The organism is Myroides odoratus (assembly GCF_001549985.1).
GTDB lineage: Bacteria > Bacteroidota > Bacteroidia > Flavobacteriales > Flavobacteriaceae > Flavobacterium > Flavobacterium odoratum_A.
This window is the reverse complement of record NZ_LROZ01000008.1, coordinates 111,906-135,216: the sequence shown is the minus strand read 5'-3', so window position 1 is coordinate 135,216 and position 23,311 is coordinate 111,906. Positions and strand designations below refer to the sequence as shown.

Below are 23,311 nucleotides of genomic sequence, written 5' to 3'. Positions count from 1 at the left end.
AGGTCAAGTATATTGGTGAATTGAAAAGAAGGGCTCAAGTAAAATTATTTTAACTAGATATATAAGAAAAGTCGGGAGTGATCCCGACTTTGTTGTTTATGAAATAAAAAAAAGGACTAGTAGAATAATAATACCTACAATACAATATGCACCTATTTTATAAATATCTACACCAATGTAGTCAAGAAAGGCTGGGCGATTGTCTTTTACAAATTGATCTGCCATGTGTTGACGATAATAATCGGGAAGATCCTCCATACTGTATTCTTCTTTAATTTCATCGGAAAGCTGGTTGAATACTTTCATATCCATCACTTGCTCCACGTTGAGAATTAAAACATCTTTAATCCCTTTCTCAAGTAAATGCTCTTTAGCTACTTTTTCATGACCACTAGGGAGCTTTATTGTTTCTTGCTGGATAACTCCAAAAGAATAATATTTAACTTTATATAAAGGCATGATTTAGAAGTTTTCACCTGTTAATAACACAAGATTTTTTTCTTTGGATATGTATTTTCCATTGCCATTTATAACATCATAATATGTTTCAACTACCTTTATTTGATTAGATGCTATTTTTGTGACTTTTAGATTAACATCAATAACTCCTTTTTTCGACAAGCCAGTTGTGTATTGTGCTTCATAGTAGTCATTGGTTGATTTAATGTCAATATATTTAGTTGGTTCGCTTTTTTCAATATAAGGACTATTCAAATCATCATAATCTTCTCGCCAATTCTCAAAATAGAAAGCCCCGTAATTATCACCAATAATATTGTTGGGAGTGAATTTTATTTCAGGTTTATATTGTTGCCCTATTCCCCATTCCCCATGTAACCACGATGGAGGATTGATTTTAAATGTGTTTTTAGAGCTGTTTTGTTGCTCACTGCCCGAAGTGTTGTCATCTGAAGAAGAACAGGCTACAGAGCCAATTAATAAAGTGCCTAATAACAGAGCTGAGGTAATTTTTTTAATCATAATTTATTTCTTAACAAGTTGGACATGAATTTCTGCGATCTTCACTACAACATTTTAGTGAACAAAATGTTCCAATGCTTCTAGCTTTGTTTCTGATCTTTTCACAAGAAGCCAGTTTTCCCATATGTGTATAATGATCTCCTTTAAATGATTTTCCACACCAAGAGCATTTTTTTGATAAATAGGATGAAGAGCTTCCTGTACTGTAAGATGACGAATTACTAGAGCCATGAGAAGAGCTGTTTACATTAGATTCTGTTTGTCTATCCTCTAAGCCAATAGCATTTTGTTTCTTCTCGGTGCATGATAAAAGTGTAAATAAGCTAAGAAGTAGTACAAGAATATTCTTTTTGAATTTAAACATAGGATTCGTTTTAAAGGTTATTATAATTCAATCATATATGATTGTAATGATACAAATATAATCAAAGTTATTTACCATCAATCATAAATGATGGTGAAATGGATCAAAAAGAAATAATTCTTAAAATAGGCATGAAAATTAGAACAGAGAGAGAGCGAAAAAATATTAGCCTTACTCAATTTGCCGATAGACTCAATATTGAGTATAACAACTTAATACGCATCGAAAAAGGACGCACGAATCCAACTATCGGAACGCTAATTAATATTTGTAATTGTTTGGATATTAAGTTGAAGGATTTGGTTGATGTTTATTAATTTTTTGAATAAATTAGAAAATAACGAATTCGAACAAGTTGTTTTTTATTATTAATCAAGATTGTTTGAAAAGTAGTTTCTTATATTATGATTCACTATTTTTACAACATATTTTTACAATATGAAAACTGAAGAAGCAGTAAGAAAAGAATTAGAGTTGATTCTAAAAGAGGATCCGACTAATTATAGTAAAATTTTAGAATTGTCTACTAAATTAGCTGATTTTGATCATGAAAACATACGTTTTAGTGTTGATGCTGGTGTAATTGATAGACTAGGTAGTGAATTAGTTGCTAGGCAAGAAACGGCAGTTTCTGAGTTAGTAAAAAATTCTTATGACGCTGATGCAACAAAAGTTCATATTTGTTTCGAAAATACAGATAATTCTGGTGGGACTCTTTATATTGAAGATAATGGTTCAGGAATGAATCGAGAAGAACTGATAAATGGTTTTATGAGGATATCTTCAACGTCAAAAATTCATAATCCATTTTCTGAAATATATAACCGTAAACGAGCTGGGCAAAAAGGAATTGGGAGGTTTGCTGTCCAAAGGTTAGGAGAAAAGTTAACCATTATAACGCAAAAAGCTGATAGTGAGGAAGCTTTAGTTCTTACAATAAATTGGAATGAATATTTAAATGATATTGATTTGTTGTCTGTTGCTAATAGAATTCAAACAAAAACTGAGAAAATTCGTGAAAAAGGAACTACATTAAAAATTGAACTATTAAAAGATAAATGGTCAGAAGCTTCAATAAAAAGGATTTACAATTATGTTGGTGATATATTACAACCTTTTCCGTTAGTAAAAGTAAAGACAGATGCTGTTAGTGTAACTAATACTGATAAGGAAAATAGTATAAATACAGACCCAGGCTTTAAAGTTCAGTTTTCAAAAATAATTAATGATAGAAAGATTATTATAGCTGACGAGAAAACGATGGTATATAATCATGCGACGGCAATAATTGAGGGTGAAATAGATAAAGACGGAAGAGGCTTATACTCTTTAGAAAGTAAAAAATTAAATATATCAGAATTTGGAGATATTAGTAGTGACCCTGACAATAATGGTGTACCTTTTTCTAAACTTAAAAATATAAGGTTTGTAGCATATTATTTTATATATAATTCTGATTTAGTTCCAAAAATGCAGGAGTCTAATATAAGGAAACTAGCCAGGACACAAGGGGGAATTCGCTTATATAGAAATGGTTTTAGAGTATTGCCCTATGGAGAACCTAATAATGATTGGTTAGGGCTAGATGCTTCTACGGTAAAGAGGTCAGTTTTACCTGTACATGCAAATATTAATTTTTTTGGATTTGTTGAATTAATAGATAATGAAAACGAATTTAATGAGACTTCAAGTAGAGAGGGGTTAGTAGAAAATGAAGCATTAATTCAGTTAAGGAATTTTATTTACAGAACTATATTAACTTCAGTTATCAAAATAGCAGAGATTAGGAATGTCAAGATTGTTTCAGGACAAAAGATGAATGAGGGGACTTATGAGGCAGTAGAAGTTAGGATAAAGAATATAGCTTTTACTTTAGAGGAACTTGATAAAGAGCTAGAAAAAGACTCTAGTAGTGTGGAGATTAGAAGACGTAGAAAAAAGAAAATACAACAAGCTAAAAATGAAATAAAAGAATTACAAAAAGCACAAGAAACAGAAAAAGAAGGATATTTAAGAGAAAGATCAATGCTAAGAGTACTTAGTAGTGTTGGTTTGACAATAGCTTTATTTATCCATGAAGTAAAAGATTATATCTTAAATATGGATTCTGATATAAATTTTTTATTAGAAAAATTAGAGTCTGAAAAAGAGGTTTTTAAAAGGCTATTGATTTTACAGTCAAATGTAGAAACGTTCAAGTCTTACACTTCATATTTTGATGCTGTAATCTCCCAAAACGTAGTACGAAGCCTTATACCAATTGAATTGCATAATAGGGTTGAAGAATTTTGGAAAAGTACCAAAAATGATGCGGAAAAGAGTAATATTAAATTTGACCAACCACAAAGAAATGGATATTATTTATTTACTACTCCAATGCATCCTTCGGAATGGTCATCGATCTTATTTAATTTGTATACAAATTCTAAGAAAGCCATTCGAAGAGGAAGTAATATAGGAGAAATTCATGTTGAATGTGGAAAAATAGAAAATAGAATTTTTTTAAAATTTTCAGATACGGGTGATGGTATCGACGAAGATCTCAAAGAACGCATTTTTGAAGAATTCTTTACTACATCTTCTCCTACTACATTAGATGCTTTAAATTCATCTAATGAAGTAACTGGGACGGGATTAGGATTAAAAATAGTAAAAGATATTATTACAAGTTATAAAGGGAAAATATATGTTGATACACCAAAAGAGAATTTTTCTACAACAATATATATTGAAGTCCCCACAGCAACAGATAAAGAATTAGATAAATATGGCTTATAAATTATTTTACATAGAGGATTTAGAGTCTGATAGTAGAAAAACAGATTTAGAAAAATTAGGATTTGAAGTTGAGCAATATGACCCAGAAAGGGATATGAATTGTGTTGTTGATAAAATTAACGCCTATAATCCTTCTGCAATAATTATGGATTATAGACTGAATAGTGGTCAACAGAAAGTGTATTATGATGCTCCAACTATAGCTGCAACTTTGAGAAATAAACATCGAGCAAACTTTAAAGAAATTCCGATTATATTAATATCTAATGAAACTAAAATAGCAGATTTTTATAAAGATTTTCTAAATCAGGATTTATTCGATTATTCTATTGAGAAGCAAATTCTAATTGCCGAAAGAGGTTTTTTCAAAGAACGTATATTATCGTATATAGATTCGTATAATCAAATTCTAAAATTTGAATTTGATTTATTAAAAATACTAGGCTTAGAAGAAAAAGACTTACTGTTAATTCATTCATTAATTTTTAAAAAACTAGAACCAAAAAAAGGACAAATCTATGAGTATAGTCGATTTATAAATGATAATCTGATTTATGCAATTGGTGCATTAATAGGAGAAGATGTTTTGGCAGCAAGGTTAGGGGTACGAAGAACTTCTAAGGGCTGGAATGAATTACTTGCTTTGTTTAATGATTTTAAATACAAAGGTATTTTTAAAGATTCGCATAATAGATGGTGGGCTGAAAAGCTTGAGGATTGGTGGGAAAATAATTTTGGAACCAACGATTTGAGAAGGTTAAATGCAAGAGAAAGAGTTGATAGGTTACGCGGAAAATTTGGGTTTGATTTAGATGTAGCAGAAGTTTCACCATTGTCTAAGAGTTCAAAATTCTGGACGATTTGTAAAGGAACAAATCTTCCTTTAGATCCATTTGATGGGATACAAATAATAAAAAAGGATATTAAGCCATGGCAAGAGAAAGAGTATTATTCTAAACTATATGCATTGGATAAAATAGATGAAGTAAAGATGTATATAGATCAAACTGATTTGAAATATTTAAGAGAATTAGCTAGATAATAATTATGGACTGTTGGAATGTAAGAGAGTTAAAAAACGATTTACAACTTTTGATTGATTTAATTGAAAAATATAAGATTCCTTGTGATGTAAAAACTATTCATGATTTTGTGGGAAAGTTTTATTCTGTAAATAATTTTGAATATTCTTTCACTGATATCGTTTTTAAGATTAATAAAACTATTGCAGGTAGCCAGCCTGAAATGGAAGAGTATTATGTGTATTTTAATAATATTCTTTGTACACTCGAAGAAAAGATAACCAATGTAGATTGTATCTCTAATTTTTTGTTTGAAATTAATATAGAGGGGCATATATCAGATAGATATGAAACATTAAAAAGTTGTTGGCACTTAGATAAACATATTGAATCAGATGATGGAAGTGATGGAGTACCAAAATTTACACATCCATCATATCATTTCCAATTTGGAGGTGATTTTATTCGAGACTGTGAAAAAGGAGATTTAGGAATTCTCGCGAACCCTAGACTTCCGCATCCACCAATGGATATTTTTTTAGGCTTTAATTTTATTATTAATAATTTCTACAATAGAAAAGATTACGAATTTGTAAACAGTATATTGCAAGATTATGATTATCAAGTTATTATAAAAAGGGCGCAAGAAAGATTATGGATGCCATATTTTAAAGCATTTGATACTTCAAACACACATAATGATTTTACTGTTAGTAAAATTTTTCCACTTTATATAAACTAAATATGAATCAGAATATTCTGAGATACCTTAGAGAATACACATACAAAGAGAATGATATAAACAAATTATTAGTATCTTCTTTCTTATATATCAATGAAATAAATGAAGTTAATAATGTTTTTTTAAGGGAATTCATAATTAATAACAATGATGAAGCTGAGGTTTTGCGCCTGAAGAGATTTGTGTCTTTTTTTGATGATAAATTTGATATAGAATTATTACTTGAGCTTTTTGAATTTGTTATATCACCACAAGACAAGGAAGTTAATGGCGCTGTTTTTACCCCAAAATATATTAGAGATTATCTTGTTAAACATATTTTAGATGAATTTAAGAATCAGGAAATTGAACTTTATAATTTAAAATTCGGTGATATTGCTTGTGGTTGTGGAGGGTTCTTTAAAACAATTGCAGATGAATATCGTATTAGGTTGAATAAGTCGTTTTATGATATTTATAGAGAGAACTTATATGGATTAGATATTCAAGATTATAGTGTTGTTAGAACAAAAATATTATTGATTCTACACGCAATTATTAACGGTGAAGATAGGGAAGAGTTTCTTTTTAATTTGTTTAAAGGAGATGCTTTGGAGTTTGATTGGAATCAAATTGCTGTTTTGGATGATAATGGTGGTTTTGACGCTATTATAGGAAATCCTCCCTATGTTGGTTCTTCTAACTTAGAAAAGCAGACTAAAAATCTTATGAAGAAGTGGACTGTTTCTTCTACAGGTAAGTTGGATCTTTATATCCCTTTCTTTCAAATAGGATTGAATTTTTTAAAAGAGGATGGTATATTGGGTTATATTACAGTTAATAATTTTTATAGGAGTTTAAATGGTAGGGCGTTACGTAAATTTTTTAATGAATGTGGTTATTATTTTAAATTAATTGATTTTGGTAACAAACAAGTATTCAAAACTCGATTAACATATACCTGTATTTGTCTCATACAGAAGAGCCAAGGGAATCTTTTTTATACTAATGTATCTCCTAATAAAATTAACAGTCTGTCTGATAGTGATTTTATTGATTTTGAATATGATAGATTAAATGATTTTGATGGTTGGCAACTAGAGAATATCAATATTAAAACGAACTTGTATAAGTTAGAAAACTCAGGAAAAAGATTAGGGGATTTATTTAATATAAAAAATGGTTTTGCAACTTTACGTAATAGTATTTATCTATTTACACCATACAAAGAAGATGAAAGGTTTTATTACTTTAAAAAAAATGACAAACAATATTCTGTAGAAAAAAATATTTGTCAAAATGCGATTAAACCAAATATTTTAAAGGATGAAGCTGATTTAAAAAGATATGAAGAGAAAATAATTTTCCCATATACAATAACCGAAAAAAACAATACTGATATTTTTCAATCAAAAATTGATCGTTCAATTAGAATTATAGATGAGGATGTCTTTAAAAATAATTATCCTCATGCGTATGATTATTTATTGCAACAAAAAGATGAATTAGCAAAAAGAGATAAGGGACAAAGAGAATATGAAACTTGGTATGCTTATGGTAGAACACAAGCGTTAAATATTATAGGTAAAAAATTATTGTTTCCATATATATCAGATCAACCTTATTTTGTTTTTACCAATGAAGAAGATTTGCTTTTTTATAATGGATATGCTGTTGTTTCGGATTCTGAAGAGGATTTAAGGTTTATTCAAAAAATCTTATTAACTGATGTCTTTTGGTATTACATTAGATATACAAGCAAGCCATATGCTAATGATTATTATGCTTTGGCTAAAAATTATATTAAGAACTTTAGTATTCCAGATTTTACTGAAAGTGAAAGAAGAAAATTTATGAAATTAACAAAGAAGGCTAGTATTGAAACTTTTTTGAGAAAGAAATACGATATTGAATTATAATTTGATATTGTCAGTTTATAAATAACTTTTATTGGCACAGCAGATTTGTTAAAAGCATATAATTAATATTTTATGGCGATTTACAATATTACAAAAGAAACTATTTTAGAGGTTCCACAGTCAAGTTTTCAAATAAATGGATTATTAGAAAGGGAACATTTACAAAAACTCATAAGAGATAAGATCGAAATTATATCTGAAGATACTTTGATAATATCTGAAGAGTTTGCTGATTGGGGAGGAAGTAGAAAAAGAATTGACCTTCTAGGTATTGATAAGGATGCGAATTTAGTTGTTATTGAGTTAAAAAGAACAGAAACTGGAGATCATATGGAGCTTCAAGCGATTCGTTACGCTTCAATGATTTCAACTATGAGTTTTGAGGAGTGTATTTCTATTTATCAAAGATATTTGATAAATAGACAAATTAATGAGGATGCAAAGGATAAATTAATGAGTTTTCTAGATTGGAATTCAGAATTAGAAGAAGATTTTGCTTCTGATGTAAAGATAGTTTTAGCTTCTGCCGATTTTTCAAAAGAATTAACAACATCGGTAATGTGGTTACTTGATAAAGGGGTTGATATAAAGTGCGTTAAAATAACACCTTATGATTTTAATGGTCAAATTTTGGTTGATGTAGATCAGATTATTCCTTTACCAGAGGCAGAAAGTTATTTGATTAGAATCAAAGGGAAATCGGCGGAAAGACAAAGTGCAATACAATCAAAGAGAGATAGAACGAAATATTTGTTTAATGGAAAGAGTTTGGGTAAAGGTCGATTAGTGTATGAGATTGTTTGCGTTTATACCAAAAACAATCAACATTTAACATATGATGAGTTAAAGCAAAAATTTCCTAATAGACTACAAGGATCTTCTATTGGAGTGATTGAAAAATTAGATGATATAAAGCAAAATTATCAAAATGGAAAGAAAAAAAGACATTTTTTAGATAATGAAGATATTTTGGTGACTGTTGATGAGGTGCAATTTGCGGTATCTACTGAGTGGGGATTGGCTAATATCGGTGCAATGATTGAATTAGCTAGAAATGAGGGTTATAATATCGAAGAAGGTAACATTTAAACTACACGTTGAGTTTATTGCTTTAAGGAGTGTATCTTCTATTGGTTATTAAAGGTTACCATTATGTTTTAATGTCAAATCCAAAATGTCGGCTAATGGTTGGCTAAAATACAAATAAAAAACCCTAACTATTTGATAGTTAGGGTTTTAGTACCCGGAGTGGGAATCGAACCCACACTCCTAGGAACACGAGTTTGAGTCGTGCGCGTCTACCAATTCCGCCATCCGGGCATTTGGTGTTGAATTGTGAGTGCAAATTTACAGAAAAAAATAAGCTATCAAAGAAAAAAAGCAAAAAAATCGTTCTAGTCAATTAATATTTTATAAATTTGCATCGCTGAATTACTATAAGGAAGCACTAACTAACAACATAACAACTAATTAGAAAAAATGTTAAATCCTGAATCAGAAGCAAAAATTTTTGCTTGCTCACAAAGCGTTGAGTTAGCAGAGAAGATCGCAAAGGAATATGGTGTAGAATTGGGTAAAGCTACGTTATCACATTACAGTGATGGAGAGTTTCAACCCTCTTTTGAAGAATCAATTCGAGGAAGACGAGTTTTCCTTGTTTGTTCTACATTCCCTTCATCAGATAACCTAATGGAATTATTGTTAATGTGTGATGCTGCTAAAAGAGCATCAGCAAGACATATTACGGCGGTAATCCCTTATTTTGGATGGGCTAGACAGGATAGAAAAGATAAACCAAGGGTTCCGATTGGGGCTAAATTAGTCGCTAAGTTATTAGAATCAGCTGGAGCAACGAGAATCATGACTATGGATTTACACGCAGATCAAATCCAAGGATTCTTTGAAAAACCAGTAGATCATTTATACGCTTCAACGATATTTTTACCATACGTGAAGAGTTTAAATATTGAAAATTTAACTATTGCTTCGCCAGATATGGGTGGTTCAAAACGCGCCTATGCGTATTCTAAGTTTTTAGATTCAGATGTAGTGATCTGCTATAAACAAAGAAAACAAGCGAACATCATTGAAAAGATGGAGTTGATTGGAGATGTTACAGGTCGTAACGTAATCTTGGTTGATGATATGATTGATACTGGAGGTACGTTAGCGAAAGCGGCTGATATGATGTTAGAAAGAGGTGCTTTGAGTGTACGTGCAATTTGTACACATGCAATCTTATCAGGAAGCGCTTATGAAAAAATTGAGGAGTCTTCACTAACTGAATTAATCGTTACCGATTCAATTCCATTGAAGAAGCCATGTAATAAAATTAAAGTGTTAAGTTGTGCGCCTTTGTTTGCAGAAACAATGCACAATGTGCAGTCGAATCTATCGATTAGCAAAACATTCGTCATGTAAATTATTAATACTAAATATTTAAAGTAATGAAATCAATTACAATTAAAGGATCAGAAAGAGAAAGCGTAGGTAAAGTGTCTACTAAAGCCTTACGTAATGCTGGAATGGTTCCTTGCGTAGTATACGGAGGAGAACAATCAGCAATCCACTTCACAGCAGAAGAGAAAGCATTTAAAAGTTTAGTTTACACTCCTAATGTACACACTGTTGTGATTGAATTAGAAGGTGGTAAAAAAATCAATGCAATTTTACAAGATATTCAGTTCCACCCGGTATCTGACAAAATCTTACACATCGATTTCTACCAATTATTCGACGATAAAGAAATCACTTTAGAAGTGCCTATCAAAATCGCAGGTAACTCAAAAGGAGTTATGGCTGGAGGTGTTTTAAACATCAACAACCGTAAATTAAAAGTAAGAGCTTTACCAGCTAACTTACCTGACTTCGTAGAAGTAAATATTTCTAACTTAGAAATGGGTAATAAATTATATGTTACAGATATTACAACTGATAACTACAAATTATTACACCCAGACAACACAGTAGTTTGTCAAGTGAGAATTTCTCGTGCAGCGATGAAAGCAGCTCAAGAAGCAGCGAAAGCAGCAAAAGCTCCTTCAAAGAAAAAATAATTATAGTCAATATATATTGTTTGAAAGCGCCTGTATTTTTACAGGCGCTTTTTTTATTTGGTCAAATAACTTATGGAATGTCTTGCGTTTGCGTTATTTTTGTACCTTGAAAATTAGTAACATCATACCATGAAGAAGTTTTTAATTGTAGGATTGGGAAATATAGGTGCTGAATATATTCATACGCGTCATAATATTGGATTTAAAATTGTTGATCAAGTAGCTCGTGATTTGGGCGGAGATTGGCAAACCGTAAAATTGGGAAGTCTTGCAGAAGTTAAGGTAAAAGGAAGAACGTTACTTTTGCTTAAACCCAATACATATATGAATTTAAGCGGTAAGGCTGTTCAGTATTGGATGCAAAAAGAAAATATTCCATTGGAAAATATCTTAGTCGTTACGGATGATTTGAATATTCCTTTTGGTGCTCTTCGCATTAAGGCTAAAGGATCTGATGGAGGACACAATGGATTGAAGAATATTCAGGCGGTATTGAATAATACCAATTACCCTCGTTTTCGATTTGGAATTAGCGATGAATTTAAGAAAGGACAGCAAGTGGATTATGTTTTGGGTGAATGGGATGAAGAGGAGAAACAAAAGCTTGTAGAACGCTTAGAAACGTCTTCTAAGGCCATTCAGGAGTTTGCTTTAGGCGGATTGAATAATGCAATGAATACCTATAACGGCAAATAGCCTTTTTCAGGAACCCAGATGAAATTAATCGCTGAAACACCGAGATTGTTACTTCGAGAATTGCAACCAACAGATGCACAGTCATTCTATGCATTAAATGCAAATCCCAATGTAATTCGCTATACAGGTAATACAGCTTTTGCAACCGTAGAAGAAGCCAAAGAATTTTTAGAAAATTACAATGATTATAAGCTTAATGGATATGGACGATGGGCGGTTATCTTAAAGGATTCTGGACAATTTATCGGTTGGTGTGGTTTAAAGTATGATGGGGATACCCAGCAAACAGATATCGGTTTTCGCTTTTTTGAAGAAGAATGGGGAAAAGGATATGCAACAGAAAGTGCTGAAGCTTGTTTGAGAATAGGATTTGATCAATTGGGATTAGCTTGTATTATTGGTCGAGCGATGAAAGCCAATATCGCTTCTATATGCGTTTTAGAGAAACTTGGGCTTACTTATGAGCAAGATATAGTACTAGAGGGTGAAGAAGCCGTTCTATATCAAATAAAGCAATAAAAAAACGGGAACTTTAAAGTTCCCGTTTTTTTGTTATTATTCCGCTTTGATAGCGATGTGTAATTCTTCTAATTGTTCAGGGCGGATAGCACTTGGTGCGTCAATCATCACGTCTCTTCCAGAGTTGTTTTTAGGGAAAGCAATGAAATCTCGAATCGTTTCTTGTCCTCCTAAAATAGCAACTAAACGGTCTAATCCGAAAGCCAATCCTCCGTGCGGTGGTGCCCCGTATTGGAATGCATTTAGTAAGAAACCAAATTGTTTTTCTGCTTCTTCTTTAGAGAAACCTAAGTGTTTAAACATCAATTCTTGCGTTGGTTTATCGTGAATACGAATAGAACCTCCACCAATTTCATTTCCATTTAACACCATATCGTAAGCATTTGCACGTACTTTACCTGGATCCGTATCTAATAAAGCGATATCTTCTTTCTTCGGTGATGTAAATGGGTGGTGCATGGCAAAATAACGTCCTGATTCTTCATCCCACTCAAATAATGGGAAATCAATTACCCATAATGGAGCAAATTCGTCAGATTTTCTCAAACCTAAACGATTTCCTAACTCCATGCGAAGTGCACTTAATTGCGCTCTTGTTTTATTTGCAGGACCCGAAAGAACCAAAATAATATCTCCTGCTTGTGCACCTGTAACAGCTGCCCATTGTTTTAAATCTTCTTGGTCATAGAATTTATCTACAGAAGATTTGAATGAACCATCAGCTTCACATTTACAATATACCATACCTGAGGCTCCAACTTGAGGGCGTTTTACCCAGTCAATTAAAGCGTCAATTTCTTTTCTTGTATAAGCTGCTCCACCAGGAACGGCAATACCAACTACTAATTCAGCGCTGTTGAAAACACCAAAGTCTTTGTGTTGAGCTACTGCATTTAATTCGCCGAATTTCATTCCGAAACGAATATCTGGTTTATCATTACCATACGTACGCATCGCTTCTTCATATGTCATTCTTGGAAATTCGTCAATTTCAACGCCGTGAATCGATTTCAACAAATGTTTGGTCATTCCTTCAAAAGTGTCCATGACATCTTCTTGATCTACGAAAGCCATCTCACAGTCAATTTGCGTAAATTCAGGTTGTCTATCTGCACGTAAATCCTCATCGCGGAAACATCTTACGATTTGGAAGTAACGATCCATACCACCTACCATCAACAATTGTTTAAACGTTTGTGGTGATTGGGGTAATGCGTAGAATTGACCTGGATTCATACGAGAAGGTACGATAAAGTCGCGAGCTCCTTCAGGTGTAGAGCTAATTAAATAAGGAGTTTCTACTTCACAGAAGTCTTGAGCAGAAAGGTAATTTCTCACTTCCTGTGCTACTTTATGTCTGAAAAGTAAACTGTTTTTTACTGGATTTCTACGAATATCCAAGTAGCGATATTTCATTCGAATATCTTCTCCACCATCTGTTTCATCTTCAATAGTGAAAGGTGGAACACTTGATTCGTTTAAAATTGTTAGTGACTCTACTAAAATCTCAATATCCCCAGTTGGCATATTCGGATTTTTTGATGTGCGTTCAATTACAGTTCCCGTTACTTGAATTACATACTCACGACCTAAGTTTTTAGCTGTTTCAAAAACAGTTTTGTCTGTTCTCTCCGCATCAAAGATCAATTGTGTAATACCATAACGATCGCGTAAATCAACCCAAATCATAAAACCTTTATCACGGTGTTTACTCACCCAACCTGAAAGGGTAACTGTTGTATTTATATCAGAAGCACTTAATGCTCCACAAGTATGAGTTCTATACATGGTAAAAAATTATTTCTGCAAATTTATAAACTTATTGTGAATCGGAGGTCTTTTGCTTTAAGAATGTAGTGTAAACTACTGAATTTCTTGTGGCAAAGATTCTTCTCTTTTTTTATATTGAATAAATAGATAGGCTAACATGGCGCCACATAAGGCCATTCCGGCGCCTACCCATTCGGGTGAATTATAACCAAACCCCATCGTAATAGGAATACCCCCTAGAAAAGCGCCAAGCGCATTACCGATGTTAAAGCAGGCCTGTCCAGCAGATGCCGCTAACATTTCTGATCCTTTCGCATTTTTGATCAATAACATTTGTAGCGGAGATCCTATGGTAAAGGCAACTAACCCAGTTACTAATGACATGGCATATGCCATCCATTGAATATGAACGGTATAATAAACCACAACTAAACATACGGCCATTAAGGAGAATGAAAAAATAACGGCTTTGGCAGGAGAAAAGGTATCTGCAATCTTTCCTCCAACAAAATTACCGAGAAACATCCCCAACCCAACCAAGGTCATAATAATGGGAATATTCACATCAGGGATTAAGGCAATATTAGTCATCATTGGAGCGATGTAGCTGATCCACGCGAATAAACCACCCGTTCCAATGGAAATTAGCGCTACTAAAATCCAAGCAAGAGGGGTTTTGAAAAAGGCCATTTGCTTTTTGGTATTTGTGGTAGTATCGGCTTGTAGTTTTGGAATCCAAAAGTAAATGGCTAGTGTAGTTATTACGCCTAAAGAAGCAATTAACGCATAGGCTTCACGCCATGAATAATGTTGACCAATCCAGGTACTTAAGGGAACTCCTGCTAGGTTGGCTGTTGTTAATCCAGCAAACATAATGGAAACAGCTTGTGCTTCCTTTCCTTTTTGAGCCAATTGAGTAGCTACTACAGATCCTACACCAAAAAAGGCACCATGTGGTAAGCCCGACATAAAGCGGGTTGCAATAAGGGTAGGATAGGAAGGAGATAGTACAAAGAGCACATGAAAAACGGAAAATAATAGCATGAGAGCCATTAATACTTTGTGTGGAGCAAATTTGTTGGATGACATGACCAATAAAGGTGCACCAACGACCACACCAAGGGCATAGGTTGATATAAAATTTCCTGCTTTTGGAATGGATATCTGTAAGTCCTTAGCGATTTCAGGTAAAAGACCCATCATCGAAAATTCGGTCATACCGATGGCTAATCCACCAACAGCTAGGGCTAATAAGCTTTTATTCATTGAATATAGTTCTAAAATTTAATTATTCTTTTCCTCTCTCATATTGGGGAGCCCACGGAATCTCGACTTGGAGTTGACGTGATGCGGTCATAACAAAATGAGGATCTCTTAAAAATTCGCGGGCGATAAAAATCAAATCCGCTTCGTTTTGTTGTAAAATAGCTTCAGCTTGTGGCCCCGTTTTGATTTCTCCAACAGCTCCCACAACCAAAGTTGTATTGTTTTTAATTTGTGCGGCAAAAGGCACTTGATAATTTGGTCCCGTTGTGATTTTTTGTTCTCTTACTCCACCACCTGTGCTTACATCAATCACTTCAACCCCTTTTTCTTGTAATATTTTAGCGAGCTCCACGCTTTCTTCAATAGTCCAACCGCCCTCTGCCCAATCGGTTGCTGATATTCTAACCCATAAACTTTGCGTTGTTAACAGTGGTTGAATGGCGTCAACAATTTCTAGTAGAAATCGAATTCTATGCTCAAAACTTCCACCGTATTCATCCGTTCTATTGTTGATTAAGGGGGAAAAGAATTGATGAATGAGGTAGCCATGCGCTCCGTGTAGCTCAATAATTTCATAACCAGCTTGTATCGCGCGTAGAGCGGCTTGTTTAAAGGCTTCTACTGTTTGTTGAATTTCCTCTTTTGTTAAGGCAACTGGTGGATGATCTTTGGTGTGAAAGGGAATCGTTGAGGCGCCAACTGTTTGCCACCCATTTTGATGGTCTGGCGCGATTTGATCTCTGCTAATCCACGGTTTTTCACAACTAGCTTTGCGTCCTGCATGCGCTAACTGAATACCCGGAATACAGTTTTGTTCTCGAATGAATTGTGTAATCTGTTGTAATTTAGCGATATGTTCATCTGACCAAATACCTAAATCCCCATACGTGATTCGCCCTTCAGGAACAACTGCGGTTGCTTCTTGAATGATAGCAGCAGCTTGTCCAGTGGCAAATTGACCTAGGTGAACGAGATGCCAATCTGTGGCAAAACCATCCGTAGCGGTATATTGACACATAGGTGAAACAATAATTCTGTTTTTTAAGGTATGATTTTTCAATCGAAGTGGGCTAAATAATTGGCTCATATTGCTAGTTTTGAGTGGCTTAATAAAAAAAGCTTACTGGTGAGTAAGCCTTGCTATTATTTCAGTTGAACAAAAAGATTGTTAGCAATCTTTTTGGTAATCGTTATTTTAGTACCATTGATCTCAATTAAAAACGATTGATCAAAAGGTTCAATCTCTAAAATGACAATTTCACTGCCTAAAGCGATTTTTTGCTTATCTAAATATTGTAAAAATTCAGCTGAGGAATCCTTAACTCCTACACAAATAACGGCTTGTTGAATTTTTGTTTCAGCTAATAATTTCTTTTTAATCTGTTTAATCTCTCCTTTTGCATTGGGAATAGGGTCTCCGTGAGGGTCTTCTGTAGGATAACCTAAATAAGCTTCTAATTTATTAATTAGCTTTTCAGATTTAATATGTTCTAGCTCTTCAGCTACGTCATGAACTTCATCCCAACTAAATCCCAATTTATCTACTAAAAAAACTTCCCATAAACGATGTTTGCGAACAATCATTTTTGCAGCTAAAAGACCTTCTGCTGTTAAACGTACTCCTTGATACTTTTGATACGTAACTAATTTCTTCTCATTTAATTTCTTAATCATATCCGTTACCGAAGAAGCTTTCGTCTCTATTCGTGCTGCAATCGCATTAGTAGAAATTCCGTCCTCTTCACCTTGTGATAAGTGGAAAATAGTTTTCAAATAGTTTTCTTCTGAATAAGTAAGCATGGAGTGATTTTTTATAAAATACAAATTTACATCTTTTTTTATTTAAATAATATTTTTAGCTTTGCCTAAATTTTAATTTAAACCAATAGTAAATATTTTTTATGCGTGTATTAATAAGTTTTTTGTTTCTCCTAGTTTTTTCTAGCATAGTAGAAGCTCAAACTATTCAAGGGAAGATTACCTCAAGAGGGGAGGTGTTATCATATGCTAGTGTTGTCATTGAACAAACAGCCAAAGGAACGACGGCTGATGACCGTGGAAATTATAAAATCGAAGGGGTACAACTGGGTACTTATCTTGTTTATGCTGATTTTGTAGGGTTTAAAAAATTATCAAAGCGAGTAACAGTAAAAGAAGGACAAGTTGCAACGTTGAATTTTGACTTAGAAGAAGACTCGAGTTTAGAGGAAATTGTGATTTCAGGTTCTTTAAAACCAGTATTAAAATCGGATGCTGTAACGCCGGTAGAAATTTATACGCCTGCTTTTTTTGAAAAGAACCCTACATCGAATCTATTTGATGCTGTGCAAATGATTAATGGGGTACAGCCACAATTAAACTGTAACGTTTGTAATACAGGAGATATCCACATTAATGGAATGGAAGGACCTTATACGATGATTTTGATTGATGGAATGCCTATTGTGTCTTCGCTGTCAACGGTGTATGGATTATTTGGTATTCCAACCAATATGATTGAGCGTGTCGAAGTGGTGAAAGGTCCGGCGTCTTCTTTGTATGGAACTGAAGCGATGGGTGGTATTATTAACGTAATTACCAAAGACCCAGAACATGCAGCAAAGCTAAGTGTAGATGCATTTACTACGACTTGGTTAGAGAATAATATCGACTTAGGAGCAGGTTATAAATTGGGTAAAAAGGTAAATGGTCTTTTTGGTGGGAATTACTTCAAATTTGGAGAGCGAAAAGATAAGAATGGCGATGGATTTACAGATGTAACGCAACAAGAACGCGTTTCGTTGTTTAATAAGTTCAGCTTGAAACGACCTGAAAATAAAGTAGCTAGTTTGGCTTTGCGTTATGTTTACGAGGATCGTTGGGGAGGTGAAACAAATTGGCAACGCAAGAAACATAGAGGAAGTGAAGAAGTATATGCTGAAAGCATTTTTACAAATCGCTTTGAGGCAATAGGAATGTATCAGTTACCTACGACCGAAAATATCTATACTCAATTTTCGTATATCTATCACAATCAAAATTCGATGTATGGACCAGAATCCTATGATGCAAAACAACAAGTAGCTTTTGCTCAAGCCTATTGGGATAAAACGGTAGGGGATCATAGTTTGTTAGTGGGAGGATCATTTAAGTATACCTATTATGATGATAATACGAGAGCAACAGGTATTTATGATGAAAATGGATTAGTTAAAAATCAACCCCAAGAAACGCCAATTCCAGGCCTTTTTGTACAAGATGAATGGTCGTTAAATAAACAACATAAATTGTTATTAGGCTATCGTTTTGATTACGATAAAACACATGGGGGTATTCATTCTCCTCGTGTAGGATATAAGTTTGCACCGAATGCCAATCACGCCTTACGTGCAAGTTTTGGTACTGGGTTTAGAGTTGTCAACGTATTTACGGAAGACCATCGTGCCTTGACGGGTGCAAGAGAAGTTGTTTTTGCAGAGTCATTAGATCCAGAGAAATCATACAATGCCAACTTGAATTATACCGTTAAAGTACCAACAAATTTTGGAGCGTTTAATTTTGATATCAACGGCTTCTATACGTATTTCACGAATAAGATTGATGCAGATACAGATACGGATCAGACTAAAATTATCTATGCTAACTTGGATGGGCATGCAATTTCTAAAGGTATTTCGTTGAATGTAGATGTGGCGTTTGATTTTCCTTTGAAAGTAATGGCGGGTGCAACCTATATGGAAGTGTACCGCAAAGAGGATGGCCTACGTGAGCAAATTTATCATTCGCCAAAATGGTCGGGTAACGTTCTGGCAAGCTATAATTTTGGTCATGGATTTACTGCTGATTTAACTGGAGATTGGAAAGGACCTATGCGATTGCCACGCGTAGAAAATGATTATAGACCTGAGTATTCTCCTTGGACTGTCATTGCAAATATTCAAGTGACAAAGAAATTTGGCAATAATTTTCAAGTATATGGAGGAGTAAAGAATTTATTCAACACCCTTCCAAAGGAAGATACCATTGCTAGATGGTGGGATCCGTATGGAGAACCTGGTAATGGGGTTACCCCTCCTCCAGGGAGAACGGATGTAATCTTTGAACCGAATGATTATAGCTACACCGCTTTACAAGGGATTCGAGGTTTTATAGGAGTGCGTTATAGTATTTTTTAAATTAGTTCATGTATGAGAGGGAGAAGTCTAAGCTATTATTTTATTCGATGTGTCGTACTGCTTTGTATAAGCTGGGCACCTAAAGCCCAAGCGCAAGCAATAACTTTTTCAACGCTGGAGAAAAAGATGCAGGAACAAGAAAAACCGATTGTTGTTTTTCTACATACCAATTGGTGTAATTATTGTGCTTTGATGGAGAAGAAGACGTTTTCGAATGCAACGGTACAAGAGGCTTTAAAGGACAAAGTGTATTTTGTTTCTTTTGATGCAGAATCGAAAGAAAAAATACAGTTTCAAGGTAAAGTGTTCGGGTATAGAAAAAAAGGACTTCAATCTGGTGTACATGAATTAGCTGAGGCACTGACTTCGCAAAATGCTTATCCCGCTCTGGTTATTTTGAATAAAAACTATGAAATTATATACCAACATTATGCCTATGTTGGACCAAAAGAGATGCTTCAATTATTGAAAGCGTTGTAGGAGACTACGTGTTATTTTTCTTTAAAAGCACTGTAAATCAGAAAGATTCACAGTGCTTTTTTTTATATTTTTTAATTAATTTTTATTGAAAACTAAAAAATTAGTTTGATAACTAAATTTTTAGTTATATGTTTGTTAGAGTTAAAAGAAACACAAATGGAAAAATTAACGAACAAAGAAGAAGAAATCATGCACATCCTTTGGAAGCTGGAAAAAGGATTCATTAATGATATATTGGCAGAAATGCCAGAACCGAAACCACATTACAATACCTTATCAACTTTAGTGCGCATCTTGGAAGAAAAGGGAGTGGTTGCTTATCGCGCTTTTGGTAAATCACATCAATATTATCCGGTGGTGACAATGGAGGCTTATCGTTCGATGTTCATGGAAGAAACCATGCAAAAGTATTTCGATAATTCATTCAGTAACTTGGTTAACTTCTTTGTTAAAGATAAGCAAGTATCACAAAAAGAATTGAATGAGATTCTTTCTATCATTGAAAAAAATAAACAGGTGTAAACCATTAAAATAGAAAAGCGTATGACTCCTTTTATCTTATATGTACTAAAAGCAAACGGCTTGTTGTTACTGGTCTTAGGTTTTTATTTTTTGTTTTTGAAAAAGGAAACTTTTTTTGCTGCTATTCGCTATTATTTTCTTATCGGAATTGCATGTAGTTTCTTATTACCACTGCTGAGTTTCACAAAAACAGTATACATTGAACAGCGTTTTGATTGGTCTATGTTGCTTCACGAAACCAAGGAGGTACCTAGAATAGAAGAACAACAAAGTTTCTTCGAACAGCTGAATGTAGAGGCATTGATACCCGTATTATTTGGAGGAATTACCCTGATTATAGGCCTTTTCTTTTGTGGTAAAGTGTTGCGATTGATTCGCCATATTAAACAATTGCAATTTTGGAAATCACAATCGAATATCAAAGTGGATACGAATACTAAAGAAGCTTATTCGTTTTGGAACTGGATTGTATTACCCTCCAATTATAAGGATATAGCAGCATTAGAAACCATCATCCAGCATGAACATATCCATGTGCAACAGAAGCATACTGTTGATTTGCTACTAGTGCACTTTTTACGTCGAATTTTTTGGTTCAATCCCCTGTTAGTGATCTTGGAGCGAGTGGTTCGCCTCAATTTAGAGTATATCGTAGATCAAAAGGTAACGGCCAAGCAAAATAGTTACGAGTATCAAATGACTTTGGTGCAGTTTGAAGAAGCTAAGACACCTTCATTTTCTTTAGTTAACTCTTTTGGATCTTCAGATTTAAAAAAGAGAATCATGATGTTAAACCAACCAAAATCTAAAAATATGAGAAAATCAAAATTTGTTTTATGCCTTCCTTTAGCGGTGGGATTCTTTTTGCTTTTTCAAATCAAAACCCAAGCAGAAGTTCGATTTATTGATCAAGAATCAAATGCTATCGAACAGGAACCTGAAAAAAAACAAGAACAGCATGCAGTAGTTTCCCATAATAGCAGTGGAGAAGAATTAACTTCAATAGCGAAAGATGAACTTGATGCGGCTGTAAAGGAGGCTACAGAAAGAACATCAGCGAAAGAAGCAGCTGACGATAGTCAGGTAAAAGATGGGATAATTTATATTACAACCAATGATCCATCAGGCAAAATAAAATTAACTCGAAATGGCAAAGAGCTGACGGAAGAGGAGCACCGTTTGCACACAGTACAACGAATGGCAGAGGGCAAAACCCAAACCTATAGTTTTAATACCTCTGGGGCTGTTGATTCCAATACTCGTATTATTATCAATGGGAAAGAGTATACTATGGAAGAATTTTCGAAATTAGGAAAGGAAGCCAATGAAGATGGAATCTCTTATTCGTATAATTTAGATAAAGAGACACTCCTGAATGATGCTCAAAGAACGAAGGAAAAATGGAATAAGAATAAAGAACAACTTACCAAAGAAAGGGAGGAGGCAAGAAAGGAAATGGAAGTTGCTCGTAAAGAAATGGAAAAGTCGAGAAAAGACATGGAAGCTTCTCGAAAGGATATGGAAAAGTCGAGAAAAAAAATGGAGAAATCGATAAAGCAGGATTTAGAGCGAATGAAGGATAAATTAATTATTTACAATGGAAAAGAAGTTTCCTTGGAAGAATTAAAGGAATTAAATCCAGCGGGTCTTGGGAATGGAAGTATCAATGTGTATAGCACGCAACAGAGCATGGATAAATTTGGAGAAAAAGGAAAAAATGGAGTTATCGTTGTGAATGCTGAAACAAAACAAGTGAGAACTGCGAATGGAAAAGGACAGGCATCTAGTTCATTTTCTTTTACTTCAACACAAGATGATACGAACACTCCTTTTTTGTATGTATTAAATGGAAAAGCAGTAAAGCCTACTGAAATAAGTGCAATTAAATCGGAAGATATAGAAAGCATGCATGTTTTAAAAGGAGAGATGGCAAAAGAAAAATATGGAAAAGAAGGTGAAAGTGGTGTGATTGAAATTAGTACCAAGAAATAGATTATTACTTTTTGAATTAGATATGTTAGTTAGCAAAGGCCTTCAACTTCGTTGAGGGTCTTTGTTGTTTATGATATGATGTTGGACTCATTTAAAAGGCTTTCAATATACGTTGAAAGCCTTGTTAAGTAGATTGAATACTACCGTTATGTAGTTGCAATTGTTTGGTGCGAATGGAGGATAACAGACCTGAAATAGGATTGACGATGAGTATCCCCTTGGTCGGTTTGATTAATGGAATATATTGGGTATTCATTTAAGATAAATACATCAAAGATTAGAGGTTTTAAGAAAGAGATTAATCTTCAGTTTTACTCTCAAAGTTATTGGATATATATTCATCAATTTCACTGTTACGAGAGGAGGTGAAATATTTTTTTAAATCTACCTTGTCTTTTCTGAAAAAGATAAAGGGCACGCCTAAACTATCATGATATTTTTCTGTTAGTAAAGGTAGTAGATTGTTTTTTTGTAAAATAATCCAATTTTCATTAAGAAAACCATCTGTCTTGTAGATTTCACCTTTTTTGTAATTTTCTATGTTTTTGACTTTGTCAAAAATAGCGACAAACTTTATCTTTTTACCTGCGTATTTAGTGGTAAGTTGATTCATTCTTTGATAGTCTTGCATACATGTTCCGCAATTGGTTGAAGTGATATAGAATAGCGCATCCCAATCTTGAATTTCAGATAAAGCTACTCTCGTGTTATTGATATCAAAAAAACCAGGATATAGAATTCTTTCGCTGTTATCTTTATTCACAATAATTATTTGCGCAGGATAGATGCCTAGTTTGTTGTAGATCCCTAAGGATGCAAACATATAATCATCGTCTGTGTGATATGCTTTTTCCAATATTTCTCCATCCCAAGAGGTTAGATTACCTTCTTGATTAATAACCATATTTTTCTTGAAACGGTCTATGTCTGTGGGCACTAAGTTTAAGATCTTTGGGAGATAAGTTTTAATATAAATTTCTTCAGAAGATTCTTTTTTACAAGCTAGTAGTGAAAGAGAGAATAAGAATAAACATATTTTTTTAATCATATTGGATTGTTTGTGAAATTTTG

General features: G+C 33.6%; 23 protein-coding genes and 1 tRNA gene. 14 read left to right on the top strand and 10 right to left on the bottom strand.

All coding sequences use genetic code 11. The features are described 5' to 3' along the window. Window positions 1–96 precede the first annotated feature (96 nt). The 3 genes from AWV75_RS10555 to AWV75_RS18715 are packed head-to-tail and all read right to left on the bottom strand — an operon-like array spanning window position 97 to window position 1,212. Complete coding sequence (locus AWV75_RS10555) at window positions 97–459, bottom strand: hypothetical protein (RefSeq protein ID WP_060874329.1); 363 nt, start codon at window positions 457–459, stop codon at window positions 97–99. A gap of 3 nt (window positions 460–462) precedes the next feature. Further along, on the bottom strand, window positions 463–981 hold the full coding sequence (locus AWV75_RS10550) for a hypothetical protein (protein WP_060874328.1): 519 nt from the start codon (window positions 979–981) through the stop codon (window positions 463–465). A gap of 54 nt (window positions 982–1,035) precedes the next feature. After that, the gene (locus tag AWV75_RS18715) at window positions 1,036–1,212 is read right to left on the bottom strand and encodes a hypothetical protein (RefSeq protein ID WP_156424188.1); all 177 of its coding nucleotides are present in this window, start codon (window positions 1,210–1,212) and stop codon (window positions 1,036–1,038) included. A gap of 264 nt (window positions 1,213–1,476) precedes the next feature. Here AWV75_RS18715 and AWV75_RS10545 point away from each other — a divergent pair, with 264 nt between their 5' ends. The 6 genes from AWV75_RS10545 (at window position 1,477) to AWV75_RS10520 (ending at window position 8,874) form a co-directional block, all read left to right on the top strand. Next, entirely contained in the window at window positions 1,477–1,662 is a 186-nt protein-coding gene (locus AWV75_RS10545; protein ID WP_197429578.1) for a helix-turn-helix domain-containing protein, read from the top strand. 121 nt (window positions 1,663–1,783) lie between these two features. Beyond that, window positions 1,784–4,123, top strand: coding sequence for an ATP-binding protein (locus tag AWV75_RS10540; protein WP_060874326.1), 2,340 nt, complete (start codon window positions 1,784–1,786; stop codon window positions 4,121–4,123). Next, entirely contained in the window at window positions 4,113–5,165 is a 1,053-nt protein-coding gene (locus AWV75_RS10535; RefSeq protein ID WP_060874325.1) for a hypothetical protein, read from the top strand. Before AWV75_RS10540 ends, AWV75_RS10535 begins: the two co-directional genes overlap by 11 nt. Window positions 5,166–5,170: 5 nt before the next feature. Beyond that, window positions 5,171–5,887 (top strand): hypothetical protein, encoded by a 717-nt coding sequence (locus AWV75_RS10530; protein WP_060874324.1) that lies wholly within the window; start codon window positions 5,171–5,173, stop codon window positions 5,885–5,887. 2 nt (window positions 5,888–5,889) lie between these two features. Then, a complete protein-coding gene (locus AWV75_RS10525) occupies window positions 5,890–7,785 on the top strand; it encodes an Eco57I restriction-modification methylase domain-containing protein (RefSeq protein WP_060874323.1) in 1,896 nt (631 codons plus the stop codon). 72 nt (window positions 7,786–7,857) lie between these two features. Continuing rightward, window positions 7,858–8,874, top strand: a complete 1,017-nt coding sequence (locus AWV75_RS10520; protein ID WP_060874322.1) for an endonuclease NucS domain-containing protein — start codon at window positions 7,858–7,860, stop codon at window positions 8,872–8,874. 151 nt (window positions 8,875–9,025) lie between these two features. Here the strand turns inward: AWV75_RS10520 and AWV75_RS10515 are convergent. Next, window positions 9,026–9,105 (bottom strand) — tRNA-Leu (locus tag AWV75_RS10515). Between the two features lie 159 nt (window positions 9,106–9,264). Here AWV75_RS10515 and AWV75_RS10510 point away from each other — a divergent pair. From AWV75_RS10510 to AWV75_RS10495, 4 genes are all read left to right on the top strand, one after another. After that, entirely contained in the window at window positions 9,265–10,206 is a 942-nt protein-coding gene (locus tag AWV75_RS10510) for a ribose-phosphate pyrophosphokinase (protein ID WP_060874321.1), read from the top strand. A gap of 26 nt (window positions 10,207–10,232) precedes the next feature. Then, window positions 10,233–10,841, top strand: coding sequence for a 50S ribosomal protein L25/general stress protein Ctc (locus AWV75_RS10505; RefSeq protein WP_060874320.1), 609 nt, complete (start codon window positions 10,233–10,235; stop codon window positions 10,839–10,841). A gap of 129 nt (window positions 10,842–10,970) precedes the next feature. Continuing rightward, window positions 10,971–11,537: an aminoacyl-tRNA hydrolase gene (pth, locus tag AWV75_RS10500; protein WP_060874319.1), complete on the top strand. Its 567-nt coding sequence runs from the start codon at window positions 10,971–10,973 to the stop codon at window positions 11,535–11,537. Between the two features lie 18 nt (window positions 11,538–11,555). Next, window positions 11,556–12,056 carry a GNAT family N-acetyltransferase gene (locus AWV75_RS10495; protein WP_060874318.1) on the top strand — a complete coding sequence of 167 codons (501 nt, stop codon included), beginning with the start codon at window positions 11,556–11,558 and terminating at the stop codon, window positions 12,054–12,056. 36 nt (window positions 12,057–12,092) lie between these two features. Here AWV75_RS10495 and aspS read toward each other — a convergent pair whose 3' ends face one another. The 4 genes from aspS to AWV75_RS10475 all read right to left on the bottom strand — a co-directional run bounded on the left by aspS (window position 12,093) and on the right by AWV75_RS10475 (window position 16,892). Next, window positions 12,093–13,844 (bottom strand): aspartate--tRNA ligase, encoded by a 1,752-nt coding sequence (gene aspS / locus AWV75_RS10490; protein ID WP_060874317.1) that lies wholly within the window; start codon window positions 13,842–13,844, stop codon window positions 12,093–12,095. Window positions 13,845–13,919: 75 nt separating this feature from the next. Then, entirely contained in the window at window positions 13,920–15,092 is a 1,173-nt protein-coding gene (locus AWV75_RS10485) for an MFS transporter (protein ID WP_060874316.1), read from the bottom strand. A 22-nt stretch (window positions 15,093–15,114) separates the two neighbouring features. After that, window positions 15,115–16,179, bottom strand: a complete 1,065-nt coding sequence (locus AWV75_RS10480) for an NADH:flavin oxidoreductase/NADH oxidase (protein WP_060874315.1) — start codon at window positions 16,177–16,179, stop codon at window positions 15,115–15,117. Window positions 16,180–16,235: 56 nt separating this feature from the next. Continuing rightward, complete coding sequence (locus tag AWV75_RS10475) at window positions 16,236–16,892, bottom strand: metal-dependent transcriptional regulator (protein ID WP_060874314.1); 657 nt, start codon at window positions 16,890–16,892, stop codon at window positions 16,236–16,238. A gap of 101 nt (window positions 16,893–16,993) precedes the next feature. On the opposite strand from AWV75_RS10475, the gene AWV75_RS10470 reads away from it, so the two are divergent. From AWV75_RS10470 to AWV75_RS10455, 4 genes are all read left to right on the top strand, one after another. Next, a complete protein-coding gene (locus AWV75_RS10470; RefSeq protein ID WP_060874313.1) occupies window positions 16,994–19,246 on the top strand; it encodes a TonB-dependent receptor in 2,253 nt (750 codons plus the stop codon). A 12-nt stretch (window positions 19,247–19,258) separates the two neighbouring features. After that, the gene (locus AWV75_RS10465; RefSeq protein ID WP_060874312.1) at window positions 19,259–19,726 is read left to right on the top strand and encodes a thioredoxin family protein; all 468 of its coding nucleotides are present in this window, start codon (window positions 19,259–19,261) and stop codon (window positions 19,724–19,726) included. 156 nt (window positions 19,727–19,882) lie between these two features. Beyond that, window positions 19,883–20,248 carry a BlaI/MecI/CopY family transcriptional regulator gene (locus AWV75_RS10460; RefSeq protein WP_060874311.1) on the top strand — a complete coding sequence of 122 codons (366 nt, stop codon included), beginning with the start codon at window positions 19,883–19,885 and terminating at the stop codon, window positions 20,246–20,248. Window positions 20,249–20,269: 21 nt separating this feature from the next. Continuing rightward, window positions 20,270–22,240 carry a M56 family metallopeptidase gene (locus AWV75_RS10455; RefSeq protein ID WP_060874310.1) on the top strand — a complete coding sequence of 657 codons (1,971 nt, stop codon included), beginning with the start codon at window positions 20,270–20,272 and terminating at the stop codon, window positions 22,238–22,240. Between the two features lie 124 nt (window positions 22,241–22,364). On the opposite strand, the gene AWV75_RS19240 is transcribed toward AWV75_RS10455, so the two are convergent. Together AWV75_RS19240 and AWV75_RS10450 are read right to left on the bottom strand one after the other, a co-directional pair. Further along, complete coding sequence (locus tag AWV75_RS19240) at window positions 22,365–22,496, bottom strand: hypothetical protein (RefSeq protein ID WP_262491989.1); 132 nt, start codon at window positions 22,494–22,496, stop codon at window positions 22,365–22,367. A gap of 42 nt (window positions 22,497–22,538) precedes the next feature. Next, the gene (locus AWV75_RS10450; protein WP_060874309.1) at window positions 22,539–23,288 is read right to left on the bottom strand and encodes a hypothetical protein; all 750 of its coding nucleotides are present in this window, start codon (window positions 23,286–23,288) and stop codon (window positions 22,539–22,541) included. Between the last annotated feature and the right edge of the window lie 23 nt (window positions 23,289–23,311).

Bases quoted from the DNA above. Each gene is read 5' to 3' on its own strand.
- AWV75_RS10475 (WP_060874314.1), bottom strand. From the start codon at position 16,892: ATGCTTACTTATTCAGAAGAAAACTATTTGAAAACTATTTTCCACTTA.
- AWV75_RS10545 (WP_197429578.1), top strand. From the start codon at position 1,477: ATGAAAATTAGAACAGAGAGAGAGCGAAAAAATATTAGCCTTACTCAA.
- AWV75_RS18715 (WP_156424188.1), bottom strand. From the start codon at position 1,212: ATGGCTCTAGTAATTCGTCATCTTACAGTACAGGAAGCTCTTCATCCT.
- AWV75_RS10550 (WP_060874328.1), bottom strand. From the start codon at position 981: ATGATTAAAAAAATTACCTCAGCTCTGTTATTAGGCACTTTATTAATT.
- AWV75_RS10510 (WP_060874321.1), top strand. From the start codon at position 9,265: ATGTTAAATCCTGAATCAGAAGCAAAAATTTTTGCTTGCTCACAAAGC.
- AWV75_RS10540 (WP_060874326.1), top strand. From the start codon at position 1,784: ATGAAAACTGAAGAAGCAGTAAGAAAAGAATTAGAGTTGATTCTAAAA.
- AWV75_RS10555 (WP_060874329.1), bottom strand. From the start codon at position 459: ATGCCTTTATATAAAGTTAAATATTATTCTTTTGGAGTTATCCAGCAA.
- aspS (WP_060874317.1), bottom strand. From the start codon at position 13,844: ATGTATAGAACTCATACTTGTGGAGCATTAAGTGCTTCTGATATAAAT.
- AWV75_RS10465 (WP_060874312.1), top strand. From the start codon at position 19,259: ATGAGAGGGAGAAGTCTAAGCTATTATTTTATTCGATGTGTCGTACTG.
- AWV75_RS10485 (WP_060874316.1), bottom strand. From the start codon at position 15,092: ATGAATAAAAGCTTATTAGCCCTAGCTGTTGGTGGATTAGCCATCGGT.
- AWV75_RS10455 (WP_060874310.1), top strand. From the start codon at position 20,270: ATGACTCCTTTTATCTTATATGTACTAAAAGCAAACGGCTTGTTGTTA.
- AWV75_RS10480 (WP_060874315.1), bottom strand. From the start codon at position 16,179: ATGAGCCAATTATTTAGCCCACTTCGATTGAAAAATCATACCTTAAAA.
- AWV75_RS10535 (WP_060874325.1), top strand. From the start codon at position 4,113: ATGGCTTATAAATTATTTTACATAGAGGATTTAGAGTCTGATAGTAGA.
- AWV75_RS10530 (WP_060874324.1), top strand. From the start codon at position 5,171: ATGGACTGTTGGAATGTAAGAGAGTTAAAAAACGATTTACAACTTTTG.
- AWV75_RS10505 (WP_060874320.1), top strand. From the start codon at position 10,233: ATGAAATCAATTACAATTAAAGGATCAGAAAGAGAAAGCGTAGGTAAA.
- AWV75_RS10470 (WP_060874313.1), top strand. From the start codon at position 16,994: ATGCGTGTATTAATAAGTTTTTTGTTTCTCCTAGTTTTTTCTAGCATA.
- AWV75_RS10525 (WP_060874323.1), top strand. From the start codon at position 5,890: ATGAATCAGAATATTCTGAGATACCTTAGAGAATACACATACAAAGAG.
- AWV75_RS10495 (WP_060874318.1), top strand. From the start codon at position 11,556: ATGAAATTAATCGCTGAAACACCGAGATTGTTACTTCGAGAATTGCAA.
- pth (WP_060874319.1), top strand. From the start codon at position 10,971: ATGAAGAAGTTTTTAATTGTAGGATTGGGAAATATAGGTGCTGAATAT.
- AWV75_RS19240 (WP_262491989.1), bottom strand. From the start codon at position 22,496: ATGAATACCCAATATATTCCATTAATCAAACCGACCAAGGGGATACTC.
- AWV75_RS10450 (WP_060874309.1), bottom strand. From the start codon at position 23,288: ATGATTAAAAAAATATGTTTATTCTTATTCTCTCTTTCACTACTAGCT.
- AWV75_RS10520 (WP_060874322.1), top strand. From the start codon at position 7,858: ATGGCGATTTACAATATTACAAAAGAAACTATTTTAGAGGTTCCACAG.
- AWV75_RS10460 (WP_060874311.1), top strand. From the start codon at position 19,883: ATGGAAAAATTAACGAACAAAGAAGAAGAAATCATGCACATCCTTTGG.